This is a genomic window from Sneathiella sp. (assembly GCF_002694385.1).
In the GTDB taxonomy this organism is placed as follows: Bacteria; Pseudomonadota; Alphaproteobacteria; order Sneathiellales; family Sneathiellaceae; genus Sneathiella.
Window position 1 is genome coordinate 21098 of record NZ_NZMB01000028.1, and the last position, 17174, is coordinate 38271.

Consider the following 17174-nt stretch of genomic DNA (forward strand, 5'->3'; position numbering starts at 1 on the left):
AAGGACAATCATTATGATGAACACTGCGAAACCCGGGAAAATTGACAATGATATGGACCAGGCCGGAATCGCGTCGGCCCGGTTGTCAGAGAACGCGGAACATGACTTGTTGGCTAACGAGGATATACTGGAACTATTGAATATTTTACTGGAAGCGGAACGTGCGGGCGCGCGTGCTGTCCAGGTGTTGAGCAAACAGACAAGGGATGCCGTAACGGGCGAGACCTTACAGGAAATTGCTGTGGACGAGGGTCGGTTTTGCGTCATGCTAAATCAGCATATTAATCGGTTGGGTGGTCGGCCGAGCAAAAAAACCGGCGACTTTTTTGAAAAGTTGATGGCCCTCGAACAATTCGATGACAAGCTGGATTTGCTTGATCGCGGCCAGTCCTGGGTGGTCCGCAAGATAAGAGGCGCGCTGGCACGGATTGGTGATGAAAAATTGCATGCAGATCTGCTCGACATGCTGAAAGTGCATGAAATCAATATTAAAAGCGCCGCATCATTGCGCAAAGCTGATTGGTGATGTGAAGGCCATGTCACCTTCATGTTTTACCTTGGAATGTTCTCGTACGGTCGTTAGGGGATAGAGCCTTCGCGTCTTGTCGATGCACGTACACGATGCCACAACCGTATCTTGATTTTCGGGTTTTATGGCGCGCAGGCGAATGCAAAGCGCAAAATGCAGATAGCTTGTCGGGACTAAAATAGTATTTGCAATGACAGTGAAAACTTTATAATTAGTATTATAAATACCAGTTATAAATTTCTTCTGTGATGCTGTTTTTTGCGTAGCTCCATAGGCTGATGAGCAGGCGGGGTGGTTGGGTGAAAGGCCCAATTTTCGGCAGCGGAAGAGTTATCCGGAACTGTTAGGGTTGGAAGGTATAATGCGACTTGCTGCGTTTTCAGATTATGGGTTACGAGTGATGATGCGGTTGGCGGATAAACCGGAAACATCGCTCACAACCGGTGAAATAGCGCGGGAATTTCATATTTCCTATCATCATCTTACAAAAGTCGTGCAGGATCTTGTGCGCGGCGGTTTCTTGCAAACGAAACATGGCGCGGGCGGGGGCATTACACTCGCCAGATCGCCGCAATCCATCACTTTGGGAGAGGTAGTACGCTACCTTGAACAGCGACATGCGCTTGTTGAATGCTTTCGTCATGATGGTGGGGCTTGTCACTTGACGCCGAAATGCAGATTAAAAGCGAAGCTATTTGATGCGCGCAATGCTTTCTTTGCATCGCTTGATACGACAACAGTTGCTGATTGCGCCTATCCGGGGGGAACGCTGGGCAGACGCAATAAATAAGAGGCTATGCGGAAAATGATCAGGCTGGAAGCCATAGGCGGGGATGTTGAAATTGACGCCGCCCTATTCAAAAGGATTGAGCAATGGCAATACCCAGATTGCGCGATTATAAGGGGCCGGCAATTTTAAGCTATGGTTTCCGGCCGTTTTTTTTCTTCGGAGCGCTCTTCGCCGGGCTTTCGATGATGGTATGGCTGCCTGTATTTTATGGAAATCTGGAGATTTCAAGCCTGTTCGGCCCCATTGATTGGCATATCCATGAAGTCTTTTTCGGCTATTTGGCGGCAATCATCTCTGGCTTCCTGTTTACGGCAGTGCCAAACTGGACGGGGCGCCTGCCCATACAGGGAAATCCCTTATTACTGCTTGTTGTTATTTGGGTTGCCGGACGCATTGCCATAACATTCTCCCTTTATTTTGGCTGGATCTTGACCATGGTCATTGATCTCGCCTTCCTCACGGCCATTGTCTTTGTCATTGGCAATGAAGTTATCTCAGGCAAAAACTGGCGTAATTTAAAGGTTCTGATTCCGATCATTGCATTCTGGCTGGCGAACCTTGGGTTTCATCTGGAAGCGTATTTTATGGGGGCGAGCGATTACAGTCAGCGACTCGCGATGGCTGCGGCTATTGTCTTGATCATGCTGATTGGCGGGCGCATTATCCCGAGCTTTACGCGGAACTTTCTGGTGCGGCGCAATCCGGGCCGGCTGCCAGTGCCTTTTGGTCGGTTCGACATAATCGCCATTGCGCTTGGTGTGATCGCGCTGGGTTTATGGGTTGTGTTGATCGAAGGTCCGGTTGTTGCCGGATTTATGGGCATTGCGGGACTATTACAGCTTGTAAGGCTCGTGCGCTGGGCGGGTGACCGGACGGGCGGCGAATTTCTTGTTACGGTCCTGCATGTCAGCTATCTTTTTATTCCGACAGGATTTCTCCTGATTGCGGCAGGCAATATCTGGCCGGATTATATTTCCTCTGTTGCCGGAATGCATGCTTTTGGTGTCGGTGCAATCGGTTCAATGACGCTTTCCGTTATGATCCGGGCGACATTTGGCCATACCGGCCAGCCACTCAAGGCCGATCTGAAAACCTGGTTGATATTGATCATGATCTGGATATCGGCGATCAGTCGGGTTGCTGCGGCGCTTTATGCGCCCGGTATGGAGATGTTGCTCGAAATTGCTGCAACAACATGGGTGCTGGCCTTTGCAGGTTTCAGCGTGACTTTCGCTAAGCTGCTATTCAGGCCAAAAGGCTTTTAGTTCATATAAATTTCAATATCGGGAACCTTTTTCTCGCGGGGTCGTCTAACAGGGCAAAAGGAACGATCAAGATGCCCCGAATACTCGCAAATATTGAAATGATGGATGATATCGACCTGGTAAGGCATGCATCACAAAAAGACGCCTATGCCGTACGAACGATAATCACCAGAAACAATCAACGTCTTTTCCGAACTGCCTGGAGTGTCCTGCGCAACCATGCGGATGCAGAGGATGTTGTGCAGGAGGCCTATTTAAAAGCATTTAATTCCCTGGAAAGCTATAGCGGAAGATCCAGCCTATCAACATGGCTGACGCGCATCGTTTATAATGCGGCGATAGATCGCAAACGGGCCCAAAAGCGGCGTCAGGAGAGTCTGCTGCTACAGGATGTGCCTGTAATTTATGATCTTCAATCCTGGACTGCATCAGACGTGGATTTTGATTCTCCGGAATCAAAGCTGATCCGTAAACAGTTTTCAGCAATCTTGAAACAAGCGGTTGCACGGCTTCCTGATGATTTTCGCTCTGTTTTTGTACTGCGCGATATTGAAGGCATGTCGGTTTCCGAGACTGCTGAAGCATTACAAATCAAAGTAGCGACCGTTAAATCACGGCTTTTCAGGGCCCGGCGAGATTTGCGTAAAGATTTGGCCATAAAATTTGAATCGATCTTTACGGATACGATCACCTTCGCCGGCGCTGATTGTGATGCCATGACCAACCGGGTTCTGGCCGCTTTGAATATTCAATCTTAAAACATGAAAAGGAGTACCCAATGCAAGACATTACCCGGAATCTGTCCTCACGGCGTGATTTGCTGAGCATGACCGGCAAAACGCTTTCATTAGCCGCAGTTTCATTGGTAATTGGACGCGAAATAAAGACGGCATCCGCAGCTGATTTGTCGCAAGATATTGCAATTTTAAATGCTGCCATTGCCCTTGAGCATGAGGGTATTGCTGCCTATCAGATTGCAGCCACTAGCGGCCTTTTGCAGCCTGCCATTGTCGATATTGGCGTGGCCTTTCAAGGGCACCACAAGGGACATCGAGATATACTGGTGAAGGCTGTTGAAACGCTGGGTGGAACACCCGCTATCGAGAAGTCATTGGAAGAATATGCGAGAAATATTAAGGCGGAAACCCTTAAAAATCAAACAGATGTATTGCGTCTCGCACTGGATCTAGAGCGCGGTGCGGCCAACGCCTATCTTGGGCTTATACCGTCTCTTGGGAATGACTTCCATCAGATCGCCGCACAAATGGCTGCAGATGAATCCTTTCATGCGGCCATTCTTGCAAATGCACTTGGTGAGCCAATTCCCAAAGCTGCATTGCTCTTTGGATGATCATCAAACTTTACTTGTGAGTACTGATAATGAAACGCCGGTTGAATATCATGTTGTATGTTTGTGCCGTTCTGATGTCAGGTGAAGTCTTTGCAAATGACGCCGCAAAGTCAGAGGGCACGGTTCCCATGCAGATGATATCAGAAGGAGACAGCGTTCCCCCAAACGCTGTCTCCGACGAACAGCGGGTGAAAAATGAAAAACTTTATAGGCAACGTTGTGGTGCCTGTCATGCCTTGGATAGCAATCGGATTGGTCCGCGCCATCGCGATATTTACGGACAGAAAGCCGGATCAGTCTCTGGTTTTAACTATAGTGAGGCCTTGCAAAATCTCGATGTTATCTGGACGGATGTGACATTAGACGAATGGCTGAAAAATCCGACAGCTTTCGCCAAGGGAACTTCGATGGGGTTTCGGTTGCGTAAAGCCAGTGAACGCAAAGCCGTCATTCAATATCTGAAATCACTCTCCAGATATTCGGAATAATTTCAGTCAGATAAGAAAAGCCATATAAAATTGTAAAAAAGGAAAATACACCCGTGTCAACAGCTGATCTTGGACCAGATATATCCAGCCTGAGCAGGAAATTGACATTACCTGCCCGTAAAATAAGCAGGGCTGACGCTGAAGAAGCCGTCAAAACATTGATTATATGGCTTGGAGACGATCCGTCCCGTGAAGGATTGCATGAGACACCGGCACGCGTCACAAAGGCATTTTCGGAATGGTTTTCAGGGTATCAGCAAAATCCGGAGAAGATTTTGCAGAAAACATTTGCAGAGACGGGTCATTACAAAGAACCGGTTATACTGCGAGGGATCCGTTTTGAGAGCTTTTGCGAACACCATATGGCGCCCATTACCGGCGTTGCGCATATCTCTTACCTTCCCGATGAAAAGATAGTCGGTTTGTCAAAATTGGCACGGATTGTTGATGTTTATGCGAAACGCCTGCAAGTTCAGGAAAGGATGACCGCGCAAATAGCTGATGCGGTGCAAAGATATCTTAATCCGCAAGGGGTAGCGGTGATGATCTTTGCAGAACATCACTGTATGTCCACTCGCGGCGTCCGCAAGCATGATGTTGACACCATTACGAGTCAATACACGGGTGTTTTCCGGGCGGACACTGCGCTTAAAGCGCAATTCATACAGATGGTGGTCGGCCATCCGCCGGAATAAGTTTGATAGCGGTTAAAAATCGGATTTATGGAAAAGTATTTTTGCGAATATTTACAGCCGCTTGATATTTGTCAAATACAACCTGCTTTGCATCCCATGAAATGGGCGTCAGAAATTCCTTTGTCGGGAATTTGAATTAGCCGATTTAATCAAAAGATGGAGGCAGAAATGTCGTTACGTGAGCTTGTTCATTTGAATCGCCCTTTTAATGTGCCGGTTCAGCAAAGAGGGCGGTTTGGTCAGTCGCTGCATTCCCTGCAAGAAGAAATGAATGATCTGTTTGAAGATTTCTTCAGCAGTAATGGTCTGAAAAGCTGGATGGCGCCAATGGGGTCTGCATTTCCGTCAGTCGATATAATCGAAAATGAGAAGAAATTCAAAGTAAAGGCTGAAATTGCCGGATATAACCCGGACGATATAGATGTTTCCGTGACAGACGGTTTTCTGACCATTTCGGGAAAACGCAAAGAAGAGGAAGAGGAAAAGGAAGAAAACTATCTTCGTCGCGAACTCTCTTATGGCTCCTTCCAGCGAACAATTGCCTTGCCGGAAACGTCAAATTGTGAGGAAGCGGAGGCCTCCTTCAAGAATGGTATGCTGACCATTGATATCCCGAAAAAGGCGGAGGCAATGCAGAAGCCGAAAAAGGTAACCATTAAGAAATAGACCGCGGGGTTTGCGAAATAACGCCACGGAGAGAATTGCAGAAGCGATATCAATTCCATGGCGTTTATGCATCATTCCCACTTTACATCAGGCCTCTTGTCAAAAACCAGGATGCCTTTTGTATGAATAGGCTTGATGTAATGGCGCGCCGGGTTTCTGGCCTGCCGGCATTAGATATCCCGTCGGGAGGGCGATTTCGGCATTTTAGAGTATGTGGATTTGAGGCTGGAGGATTTGGATTTGGGAATATCATTTTGTAATGCAGTCAAATGTGAAACCTGCGCGAGCGGACAATGCAACGGGGAGGCAGAACATTTGGAGCAGCAAAGATTTTCCAGAATCCTGTGATCTTCGACCTGGATTTGATTATGTGTGACGACAACTCCGAATTTTTGCAGGTCTTTCAGAACGCGGGAAAAGGTTTCGGGCTTCATGCCCAGGCGAATGGCAGCTAAATGCTTATCATAAGGGAGTTCGATTGTATCGCATTTGGTTGCTCCCAATTGATGCCTTTGAACCAGGCAGCGCTGGAGTACAAAACAGGCAACGCGCTCTCTTGCCGACATGACCAGCAAATGTTCGTTTTCCAGCCATAGCCGTTCCACCTGACGCGTCATATATTGCAATAAATGCAATGAAAATACCGTGTTTCGGGATACCATCTCTTTCATTGGAGCGGCAAATAATTCGATAATTTTGCTGTCTTCAAGGGCTGTGGCGTTATGCGTATAAATTGCGCCATCCACCAAAATCACATCGCCAAAGCTGTCGCCACGGGTATAGATCGCAAGGATGCCTTCCTTGCCGTCTATCGTTGTCATGTGAAGTTTTACGGCACCATATAATATGATGAAATATCGATCTGCGAGATCGCCTTGACGGAAAATGGATGATTTTTTCGGGTAAATTCTGATGTTCGCAGCCTCTATGAGACTGTCGATATCACTTTCGTTGAGCCCGTCAAAAAAGGGGAGCTTTTTTAAAAACTCAGCGGCATCCATCAAAGATATCCCTCGACGTCAGCACTTCAAGAGACAAATATTAACCATAATTTGGATTTTTTTCAAGCGTCCCCGACATAAAAAGAAAATCAAGGGAAGGCGATAGCGAAATCATAAACGGCATTCTCAAAGAAACTTGGAAAAAGAGAAAAGGGACTCGTTTGGGGAAAGTTTCGGAACGCTAGCCGATGTATGTGGACCATGACCGAAGCTCCACTTAAATCATACCAGCCTTGATAATTGTCAAAGAATAAATCCGTCGAATTTGATGTGATGGTTATCCTAATTATCCTTGGAAGGAGATAATCATGCAATTCACCCAGGCAAAAAACGTTATGACTCATACACCTGTATTTATAGGTCCTGAGGAGTCCCTGATAAAGGCGGCGGAGCAAATGAAGGCGAAAAATTGCGGTGTCTTGCCTGTTGGAAATGCAAAGGGCATCGAAGGGGTGATCACAGACCGCGATATAGTCGTGCGCGCGGTGGCGAAGGGAAAAGACCCGACCAGCGAAAAAGTCAAAAACTATATGAGCAAGCATGTTTATAGCTGCTTCGAGACGGATACATTGCAAAAAGCAGCCGAAGAAATGCGCAAACATAAAGTGAGCCGTCTGCTGGTAAAGGATCAGGCAGGCGCGGTGACCGGAATTCTCTCTTTCGGGCATATCCTGAGAAATGGCAGCAGTGCCAGCGAAGTTTCAAGAGTTGTGGAACTCGCCGTCGGACGGAATGCTGCATAATCGCTAACGCGGGGTCCTCATTCTCTTAAGAACTCTGGTTTGTGGCGTGCCTTGTTATCAATAATTATGGGATGGTTGGCCGACTGGGCATGTATCGTTCATGACAGGAAGAGGCTCTGTATTCCTTGTAAATAGGGCACAGAGCCTCCCTCCGGGCAGAGGTTGACCTTAAGCGCAAAATCATTCGAAACATAGGACAATATCAATGCTTGATAACAGAAGCGACGCCATTGCCGCCTGCCGGGAATTTCAACATATTTGTCAACAGATGCTGATTTTTCATCAGGAAACCGACCGCGGGGAGCGACTGTCAAATCAACAGACGAAACGGTTGGTTGCAGCAATTGAATTATGCCAGACAACGGCGAACCTGCTGACTGTTGAGGCGCCTTTCAGCCGTCGGATTTGTGAAATATGCGCGCAAACCTGTCAGCTGTGCATTCCGGTTTGCCGTATCATGGACAGAAAAGAACTGAGCTGTCTCCAGCCCTGTATTCGCTGCATACAGACCTGTTATGCGGAAAGCAATCAGCTTGCTCGTGTCGCTTAACAATATGAGCAAAGCTTTAAGATGCAAGAAATCAGGTGGCCGCAGCCAACGATGAAATAATGAAATCGATGGATAGAGTCATGCGATGATTAAAAGGCAAAGCGACTATTCGCTCATTAGAGCCATTGAAAAGCATGCCATACCCATGGATGGAGAGTTGCTGGATTATGATGAAATAATCCAGGCTTCCAAAGGCAAGCAGTTTATTTTGATCGGGGAAGCATCCCACGGGACGAAAGAGTTTTATCGCGCCCGGGCTGAAATAACCGAACGCTTGATTGCAGAAAGTGCGTTTGATGCTGTCGCTGTGGAGGCTGATTGGCCGGATGCCTATCGTGTTAATCGCTATGTCTCTCTTCTGGGGGAAGACCGGAATGCCGATCAGGCGCTGGCAGATTTTGAAAGATTCCCAACATGGATGTGGCGAAATCAGGAAGTAGAGCGTTTTATACATTGGCTATACGAATATAATTTTGAATTTCGCCTTGCCAATGGGACTAATGACGGGCCGGACTGGCCAGTCGGATTTTACGGGCTGGATCTTTATAGTCTGAACACATCCATTCATGCGGTGATCGGCTATCTGACGAAAATTGATCCGGCGGCTGCGCGTCGGGCGCGTAAGCGCTATGGGTGCCTGTATCATTTTATGAATAATCCACCTGCATATGGATATGCGATTGATGCCGGGTTTGCAGATTCATGCGAAGATGAAATTCTTCTCCAGCTTAAAGAATTGCAGGAAAAGGCATTTGAATATCTGAGGCGGGATGGATTTATTGCAGAAGATGAATATTTCTGCGCCCAGCAGAATGCCAAGCTTGTGCGGAACGCAGAAGGATACTATCGGGCTTTATACCGCGGGCATCCCAATACATGGAACCTGCGCGACAAGCATATGTCCGAAACATTGAAAGAGCTGGCGACGCATTTGACTAAAAGGCTGGGCAGAAAGGCTCGTATTGTCGTCTGGGCGCATAATTCACATGTGGGAAATGCAAGCGCGACTGAAATGTTCCGGCGCGGCGAATTTAATATGGGCCAGATTATCAAAAGTATATATGGCGCTGAAGCTTTGCTTGTAGGGTTTTCGACGAGCAGGGGCACGGTTACTGCCGCTTCGAACTGGGATGCGCCGATTGAGGTTAAACAGATACGTGAACCGGTCGCAGGTAGCCTTGAAGAGATTTTTCACCGGGTTAATTTGAAATCATTTATGCTGGACCTGCGAGAGACGAATGAAGCCGTTGACGGGCTGATGGAAGATCGTTTGCAGCGCGCCATAGGGGTTATCTATCGTGCTGATACAGAACGTCAAAGCCATTATTTTTACACGAGATTGCCTGAACAATTCGACTTTATCATACATTATGACAATACCCGCGCCGTGAAACCGTTGAAAACGGATATGCGGCAGCACAAGGGGGAGATGGATGAAACCTTTCCATCGGGTTTGTAATTTGGCAGATGTGTCCCCACAGCAAGGACTACGCACCGCCCATATTTTCTAAAGGCTGCGTAACGGCGAATTTGTATGGTGGGGCGGAATGGATTTCACTGCAAAAGATTGCCGCTTTCTCGCAACCGCCCCTTATTTTAAAGGACAATTTATCCCGTTCTTTTAAAGGTGGATTTCAATTTGAGATAAATTCCCATACAAAGCAGGATAAAAAGCGAGCCGAGGAAAAGCATAACCAGACCGTCACGCCCCATACGCCCGGTGAAGGGCACCATAAAATCCCATTTATGCAGCCAGGAGAAGCTGTATCGCTCTATTAGACTGCTGGTGGCCATCCGTTCAACCAGAATGCCGGAAACCGGGTCGATCAGCAGAATATCTTCCGGCTGGTCATTAAAAATCACCTGCCAGACGGGCAGCCGTTTGTTGCGGAAATCATATTCAGGTCCGAACCGGGTAATAAGAGTGGCGCGGGCCTGGGTGTCCGCCGGTTTGTTGAGCAATGTGCGCGCATAGAAAAGAACCTGATCGTGATCGTTGAGCGCCTTTTCCGTCTGGCTGTTCACTGAGATATAGATAGAAGAACGTTCCGATGGCATGCCGTCAAAACGCTCGTTTTGCCCATTGCCATGGTGCGCATGGGCGCCGCCGTGAATGCCATGCCCGCCGCCCTGTTTGATGTCCTGAGCAATGCCGAGGCGGTAATAGAGGCCATCATCTGGTCCATGCACCAGACTCATGGCATTGAATTTCACTCCCCGATAGGCTTCCTCCCAGTTTTTCCCGGCCGTGAAGAAGGGCTGGTCAAGGAGGAGGGGTGTTTGCAGGTGAATGCCGCTGCGGCTACTGTCTTCAAAAGAGGAGGCGACGAGATGATAGCTGCCGCTGATCAGGGAGGCGAATAGCGGCAAGGAGATGCCATAGGCAAGATAGCGATGGAAACGCCGCGATTTTTGCGCGATACGCCGCTTTTTCATGAGCAGTAACAGCCCGATCCCGCCTGTGAGCAATCCGAAGATGGAGAGCAGCATCACAATCAGTGCGGCAAGGCGGAGAATTTCCAGATTGTCCAGCCAGCTCCAGGTATGGAAAAGCTGGAAAATGCTTTGCAGCACGGATTTGTAATTGTTGCTGTAGCTGGCCATCGCACCAGTTTCGGTATGGACATAGATGGACTTGCCGTCGGGGGTGTCAAAATCAATCTTGTAGACAGGCAGCAGGCGGTTGACCCAGGGGTAGCCGTTATCGAACTCGCTTTGCAGTCCAATCCCCGTGATTGCCGTGTCTTTCAGGCCGGAATAGTAACGGGCGAGCCAGATGGCCTGCGCCTCATCCTGTCCGATTATCTCATCGCCGGATGACGGTTCGAAATATCGTTTTGGCCCGGTGAGGGTCGTCGAGACCTGAAGCAAGGGAGTGGTTTCTCCGGGCACCAGCTTGACGATGGCCGCTTCGCGGATGTTATGACGGGCGAGGGTTTGGCGAACGGCGGGTACGGTCTCCGCGCTTAATGTCATATCTGGCGGCGTGAACGTCGCGGGCATCGGCCCCGTCCAGATCATCAGCGGATGGGTCAGCGCCGAAGCAATAAACAGGGCGAGGCCGATCGCGCCAATCCAGGTGAGATAGCGATGCAGATCGAGACTTTTTTTCAAAAGCCGGTTGCGGGTTGTTTTCATGTTTATAATGCCGTCCCGACCTTGAAAAGCCGGGACGGTCATCCCCTGTCTAGAATTTCGCGCGCAGGCCCACAAATGCCCGTCGGCCTTCGCCGGGGTAATAGACATTTGTGTTACCCGTGTTGCTGATGATCGTGCTGAAAGTGGTGATGTAGTTCGTATCCAGCAGGTTGCGCGCATCCAGATAGAGCGTCACATTCTCATTGACGTTATATCCCGCCGACAGGTTGAGCAGCATATAGCCCGGCGCCTTGACGGTGTTCATAAAGTCCACATAGGCGCTGGAAGAGGCTTCAATGCCAGGGGCGACATACCACACATCATTATGATCATAGCGAACCTCCGCCTGATAAAAATGCGCGGCAATACCGGGAATGTCATTGTCACCATACTGCGCATCATCATCAAAGAAGAAGTCGGACCAGGTATAGCTGTTGCGCCACGTGAGCGATCCGCCGCCGCCAAACAGATCGCTGGCAAGCAGAACATCAAATCCGAGCTCCAGCCCCTGATGAACCGTCCGGTCGGCGTTAAAGGTGCTGGCCGGAATGCCGGGACCGGTCGTGTATTGCAACATTTCATCCTTGAGCCACGCCCGATAGAGGGCAACATCCCACCCGAACCGGCCATGGGTGCCGCGCGAGCCGATTTCCGCAGTCCAGGCTTTCTGCGACTCCACCGGCGTAAAGCCGGACAGGCCGCTTTGTGTCAGTTCGATGAAGGTCGGCGCCTCGTTGCTATAGCTGACATTGGCGAAGAATTGCAGGTTGTCATCCGGTTCATACATCACCCCTAGTTTCGGATTGACCGAATTATAGGTTTTGCTGTCGTTCTGGGTTGGGTTCAGATAGTCGGTCAGCTTTCGTTCCGCCCGGGTGAGCTGGGCACCAGTGATGAGCGCAAGCTCAGGCGTTGCATAGAAGGCATTCTCGCCATAGATGACGAGGTCGCTGGCTTCCTGCAATGTATCGCTTGTCTGGGCGCCCGGCTGTCCCCCAACATTGGCATAGACATCGGCGTCATTCTTGCCGAACTGACCGATTACACCGATACGGTAGCGGTTGGCATGACCTGCGATGTCGGTGTTGCCACTTACATTTGCGAAGGCGCCATAATCCTGGCTTTGGTGATCGAGAATGCCGGCGAAAGGCGTGATCGGGTGCCACAGATCCTTGTGATTATAGAATACCCCCACATCCAGCAGTTCATCATCATTGAATTGCAGGCTGGTCTTGTTGGCGAACCGGAGGGAACGGATATCCCGTCCCCAGTCGGTTGCGACGGCGGAGGGATCGGCGGGTTTCGGATCATGCAGGGCGTCATAGCGGCTGACGCTTCCGGGCAATTGTTGATCCACATGATTGCCGGTGAAATAGAACCGTGTTTCCAGACGATCCGTCAGCCGGATACCGGCATTGCCGGAAAAACGAAGGGTCTCCATATCGTCATGTTCGCGAAACCCGTGGCTGGTCGTGCCGCTCAGGCTGCCGAAGACATCATATTTGTCGGTTGCATGACCGGCCTGCAGATTGCCGCGATAGGTATCGTAGGAGCCGCCAAGCAGATTGATCTCAAATCCCGGATTACTGCGGCCGGTCTTTGAAACCGTATTGACTGCGCCGCCAAGGGTGGTGCCGCCATACTGTAATGCATTGCCGCCTTTGAAGACTTCGATCCGCTGGGTGATGAAGGGATCGAGTTCCTGAAAGTCTCCGCCGCCGTCGGCGAGATTGAAGGGGATGCCATCCTGTGTCAGCTTAATGCCGCGCATATGATAACCGCGGGACAGACCCGATCCGCGAATGGACAGGCGGACTTCCTCGCCATAACGCTTTTTCGCGCTGACACCCGGCACCATGGCCAGGCTGTCCTCATAGCTCATATATAGACGGTTTTCGATATCCGAACCTTCGACAAGGCTGACGCCGCCCGGTGTCTGATTGATGATCTCCCGCGCAACATCATTTGACGGAACCGTCAGGGAGCCGCCGGTCTCTCCGGTTGCGGTGACTGAAATGGGCTGTTCTGCGGGGGCGTTTTCCTCGGCGGAAACTGCCCACGCGTTCAGGGTGGCCAGGCTTATGCCCAGCACGATTATTTTTGTTTTCATAATGCCTCACAAATACGTTGCCGCGACCCTTATGGACCGGGTGCGGGTAATTCCGATTGCTTTAGAGAATCAGAGCAGGTGAGGCGGCGCGCGGGAGAAGGCGCCACATATGTGGAAAATATTTCTGCAACGAATATCGGGCGCCCGTACAAAATGCCCGATTTCGGTGACGACAGGCTCAACTGTAAAGTCAGACGCGAGCGAGACATTGCCAACCGTTGTCCCGAATGTGGGCAGGATACAAAGCGCGCAGCGCAGGCCGGTTTCCGAACCGGATGTCGACGATGTTTTCTGCAGGTCGGCCCGGCTGACCCATTTGATGCCTTCCGGCGTACAAATAAGGATACGGTCATCCCCCGGTCCTGCAAGTCCGGTCGCATCACCGCCGCGAAGGGGATCGCTGCTAACGGCGGCAAGGGCAATGGAGGGCGCAATCGCATTCACAAGAAACGCGAGGAATACCAGAAAATTTATTTTTTTACGCAGCCCTGTCCTGACCATGCGTATTTCATAGAGGGAAACGCGATTGCCGACAAGCAAGCGATGGACGGATTAATGATTATATTGTTGCGTCAAATGGACGCAGGGCGCAAGGAATGCTCTCAGCTTTCATCTCCGACCAGCACGCCAATCGATCCTAGGTTGGCGGTATCCGTGCCGTGATCGCCTGCCATCAGGATGGAAAAGCCTTCAACCCCTTCGATAGTGAGCAGCGTGTAGCCGGGGTGGCTGCTGTTATCGAGACTGATGAGCGCGGCGCGATCGGCCGCCGCGGTTCCGGGATCATTGATGCCGAGGCTGTCAAACAGCGTATCGAGATTGATGACATCGCCATCCACCACCGGATCAAAGCCTTCAATCCGGTCGTGACCATCGGTCACGCTTTGATAAAAGAAAACGTCCGCCCCCGCGCCGCCAAAGAGAAGATCATTCCCTTCGCCACCCGTAATGCTGTCATCGCTATCGCCGCCACGGATCAGATCATTTCCCGCTCCGCCGATCAGTTCATCCGCGCCGCCATAGCCATAGAGCCGATCATCTCCGCCGCCGCCAGTGAGGCTGTCCGCAAGGCTTGATCCTTCCTGAAAGCTGACATCGGAATTCAGTAGGTCGATAATCCCCCCGCCGAGCAACGTTGCAAGGCTGTCGTGCGCCGTCGCGCCGTCATCGTCATACGCGGTGATGGTAGTCGCATTCAGCACATCCAGCCCGTTGGCCAGCCAGTTCTGGTTAAACTGCACGGTGGCCAGCAGTTCATTGATGGCCAGATTGTCGATTGTGCCATTATCCGCCGCCGTGATCGTCAGTATGGAAGAAGGGGCGAGCAGGCCAAGAAGGCCTGGATCATTCTGCACGGTTACTGTCAGGCCGAGTTCATCTGCGAGATCGCTAGAGGCGGACAGGATGAGCGGCATAAGACCGACGCCGAGCAGCGGAGCGTAGCTGATCACCACGCGGTTCAGATTGCCGTCCGGATCAATTGCCGTCAGATCTTGTGCGCCGAGGTTTAGAAGACCCAGGATGCTGCCGCTTACCTGCACCAGAGGGCTTTTGTTTCCCGCAGCGGGCGAACCAAGGCCCGAGCTGTCAAAACGGGCCGACGTACCATCCTTGTCGCCGTCGCCGTCAGTGATAAGGAAATCAACATCCGTATAGCCGCCGAGGAAAACCGTATCGCTGGTGGCGGCATCGACAATCAACTTGCCATGGGCGAGCAGCCTTGCGATCACTTCCTGATCGTTTAGGGCGTCGCCCACAAGATCGGTATTCTGAAATTCGATAATCTGGTCGGTTTCCGCCGGATCATAACCGCCGAGATAGCTGCCGTTCGTGCTTATAAAGAGGTAAGTATCGCTGCCGACATATTCAAAGTGCAGATAGCTGGCGAGATTGCCGGGATCGGTCCCGAGACGGCCTTCCCCGATCAGCAAATCGGCAAGGTTGAGGATATCTCCGTCATCGGCGAGGGGGGAAAGATCAAAATCAGTAATTGTGTCAGTCGCGGGGCTGCCGGGGCTGCCCGCATGATCTTGTTCCCATGTGAAGACATCGAGGCCTGCACCACCGGTCAATGTATCATTGCCTGCACCGCCGATCAGGATATCATTACCATCACCGCCGTTGAGCGTGTCATTTCCCGTCCCGCCTCGCAGAATATCGTTGCCCGCAGCCCCGACGAGAGAGTCGTTACCGCCATAACCGTAAATCCGGTTATCGGACGCATCGCCGGTCAGTGTCTGGCCGCTGTTATTCCCCTCGATAATCTCTGGCGGCGGTGTTGGTTGCAGAAGAGCGGCGTTGAGCAGGCTGCCGGCGTTCGCGGCGTCCACCTCGCCGTCGGTGTCGGTTGCCGTAATCGTGATGGCGTTGACAAGATCGAGAGACAGGCCGCCGGAGCTGAATGTCACCGTGCCAAGCAACTCGTTCAGCTTGCCATTGTCAATGGCCCCGCCATCCAGCGCCGTGATCGTCAGAGTGGATGAAGAAGAGAGCAGAAAGCTGCTGTTGACTATATTCACATTGAGACCCAGATCGGCGGCGAGTTGGGACGAGGCATTGAAAACGAAGGAGCCAAGGCCGATCAATGTCGAATATCGGACAACAATGGACTGGATATTATTGTTGGCATCGGTGGCCGTGAAAAACTGGTTGTTGCCGAGGTCGATCAGACCCAGCGCGTCCGCGCCCGCAAGGCCGAGCAGGCTCCCTGGATCCTGAACGCCCACTTCCGGTGCCACATTTGCAACAGGCGGAATGCTCGAGATACCGGTTGCAATAAAACTATACTCACCAGTCAGCAGGTTGACAGTCAGTTCCTCTCCTTTGATGGTATTGACGCTAAGGACATGATCGACGCTGTTGTAGGCATAGCCGGTGACTGTTTGCGAACTGCCGCTTTCACTCACGCTGTTCGTTGCCGGGTCATAGCCGTATGTGAACCCGCCGATACGCACCTCTGTCACCGCCCCGCCGTCTGCGCCAAAGCTGTCAATGGCATTGCCAGTAATAGTGCCGGGCGCGGTGATGGAGTAATAAGCGATACCTGCCGCCGTCGGAACGTCATCTTCGATGGAAATATCGAGATTGCCGGTAATGCCCTCCACCCCGTCCGTTGCATGGACGGGAATAATAAAGTCAATGATGTTCACGTCATCTCCGAGCGGATGATCAACCGGATGAGTGAGGACAATTTCGAAATTTCCGTCATCGTCAACGGAAAGGCGGATCACCTCTCCATTGGTAAGGGTGCTACCGATCAGAAGCTGGCTATCATCTCCGACCCAATTGATCAGCTCCCCACCGGAGAGAAGCGGCGTAATCGGAGTAAAGAGGGTGACGCTCAGCGGATCACTCCCCGCACTCGCCAGCATCACCTGACCTGCTGTCACGCCGATTATGTCGGTCTCGGACAGGGCAGCGGCGGCGTCCGCGATTGTGATGCCGCTAAGACTGTCGCCGCTGCCGAGATTGCCGGCGAGATCGGTATAGCTGTCGTCGGCGACGGTGATTGCAGGCGGATCGGCGCCGTCCTGTGTGAAGGTTGCGGTCCAGTGGCTGGCATCGAGCTGCGTGAAGGCGGAGAGAAGGCCGCCTTCGACGGCCACATCGCTGATGTCGAAGCCGGTGATATCCTCGGAGAAGGTGAAATACACCGTTGTGCTCTGGCCTTCGGCGAGGGAGAAGTCATCGGCGGCGATGGTGAGGGTCGGCGCGGTGATATCGGCGCTGCCGCTAAGACTGTCGCCGCTGCCGAGATTGCCGGTGAGATCGGTATAGCTGTGATCGGCCACGGTGATTGCAGGCGGATCGGCGCCATCCTGCGTGAAGGTGGCGGTCCAGTGGCTGGC

Annotated in this window: 15 protein-coding genes; 10 read left to right on the plus strand and 5 right to left on the minus strand. The window is 51.4% G+C overall.

Translation table 11 applies throughout. The features are described 5' to 3' along the window. Positions 1-13 precede the first annotated feature (13 nt). The 8 genes from CMN55_RS16720 (at position 14) to CMN55_RS16755 (ending at position 5784) form a co-directional block, all read left to right on the plus strand. The gene (locus tag CMN55_RS16720; protein WP_293951403.1) at positions 14-526 is read left to right on the plus strand and encodes a DUF6306 domain-containing protein; all 513 of its coding nucleotides are present in this window, start codon (positions 14-16) and stop codon (positions 524-526) included. Between the two features lie 298 nt (positions 527-824). Beyond that, complete coding sequence (locus CMN55_RS16725) at positions 825-1319, plus strand: RrF2 family transcriptional regulator (protein WP_293951405.1); 495 nt, start codon at positions 825-827, stop codon at positions 1317-1319. 83 nt (positions 1320-1402) lie between these two features. Further along, entirely contained in the window at positions 1403-2584 is a 1182-nt protein-coding gene (locus CMN55_RS16730; RefSeq protein ID WP_293951407.1) for an NnrS family protein, read from the plus strand. Between the two features lie 71 nt (positions 2585-2655). Further along, complete coding sequence (locus CMN55_RS16735) at positions 2656-3342, plus strand: RNA polymerase sigma factor (RefSeq protein WP_293951409.1); 687 nt, start codon at positions 2656-2658, stop codon at positions 3340-3342. A gap of 20 nt (positions 3343-3362) precedes the next feature. Next, positions 3363-3935 (plus strand): ferritin-like domain-containing protein, encoded by a 573-nt coding sequence (locus CMN55_RS16740; protein WP_293951411.1) that lies wholly within the window; start codon positions 3363-3365, stop codon positions 3933-3935. A gap of 29 nt (positions 3936-3964) precedes the next feature. Continuing rightward, positions 3965-4423, plus strand: a complete 459-nt coding sequence (locus CMN55_RS16745; RefSeq protein ID WP_293951413.1) for a c-type cytochrome — start codon at positions 3965-3967, stop codon at positions 4421-4423. Between the two features lie 53 nt (positions 4424-4476). Further along, on the plus strand, positions 4477-5118 hold the full coding sequence (gene folE / locus CMN55_RS16750) for a GTP cyclohydrolase I FolE (RefSeq protein ID WP_293951415.1): 642 nt from the start codon (positions 4477-4479) through the stop codon (positions 5116-5118). Between the two features lie 156 nt (positions 5119-5274). Next, positions 5275-5784: an Hsp20/alpha crystallin family protein gene (locus CMN55_RS16755; protein ID WP_293951417.1), complete on the plus strand. Its 510-nt coding sequence runs from the start codon at positions 5275-5277 to the stop codon at positions 5782-5784. Between the two features lie 170 nt (positions 5785-5954). On the opposite strand, the gene CMN55_RS16760 is transcribed toward CMN55_RS16755, so the two are convergent. Further along, entirely contained in the window at positions 5955-6785 is an 831-nt protein-coding gene (locus CMN55_RS16760) for a Crp/Fnr family transcriptional regulator (RefSeq protein ID WP_293951419.1), read from the minus strand. Between the two features lie 308 nt (positions 6786-7093). Here CMN55_RS16760 and CMN55_RS16765 point away from each other — a divergent pair, with 308 nt between their 5' ends. Together CMN55_RS16765 and CMN55_RS16770 are read left to right on the plus strand one after the other, a co-directional pair. Beyond that, a complete protein-coding gene (locus CMN55_RS16765; protein WP_293951421.1) occupies positions 7094-7528 on the plus strand; it encodes a CBS domain-containing protein in 435 nt (144 codons plus the stop codon). 635 nt (positions 7529-8163) lie between these two features. Then, entirely contained in the window at positions 8164-9537 is a 1374-nt protein-coding gene (locus CMN55_RS16770) for an erythromycin esterase family protein (protein ID WP_293951423.1), read from the plus strand. Between the two features lie 149 nt (positions 9538-9686). Here CMN55_RS16770 and CMN55_RS16775 read toward each other — a convergent pair whose 3' ends face one another. The 4 genes from CMN55_RS16775 to CMN55_RS16790 form a co-directional block, all read right to left on the minus strand. Continuing rightward, positions 9687-11216: a hypothetical protein gene (locus CMN55_RS16775; RefSeq protein ID WP_293951425.1), complete on the minus strand. Its 1530-nt coding sequence runs from the start codon at positions 11214-11216 to the stop codon at positions 9687-9689. Between the two features lie 49 nt (positions 11217-11265). After that, entirely contained in the window at positions 11266-13326 is a 2061-nt protein-coding gene (locus tag CMN55_RS16780) for a TonB-dependent receptor family protein (protein ID WP_293951427.1), read from the minus strand. Between the two features lie 69 nt (positions 13327-13395). Beyond that, entirely contained in the window at positions 13396-13827 is a 432-nt protein-coding gene (locus tag CMN55_RS16785) for a hypothetical protein (RefSeq protein WP_293951429.1), read from the minus strand. A 101-nt stretch (positions 13828-13928) separates the two neighbouring features. Then, positions 13929-17174 (minus strand): Ig-like domain-containing protein (locus CMN55_RS16790; protein WP_293951431.1); only part of this gene is annotated, 3246 nt, incomplete at its 5' end.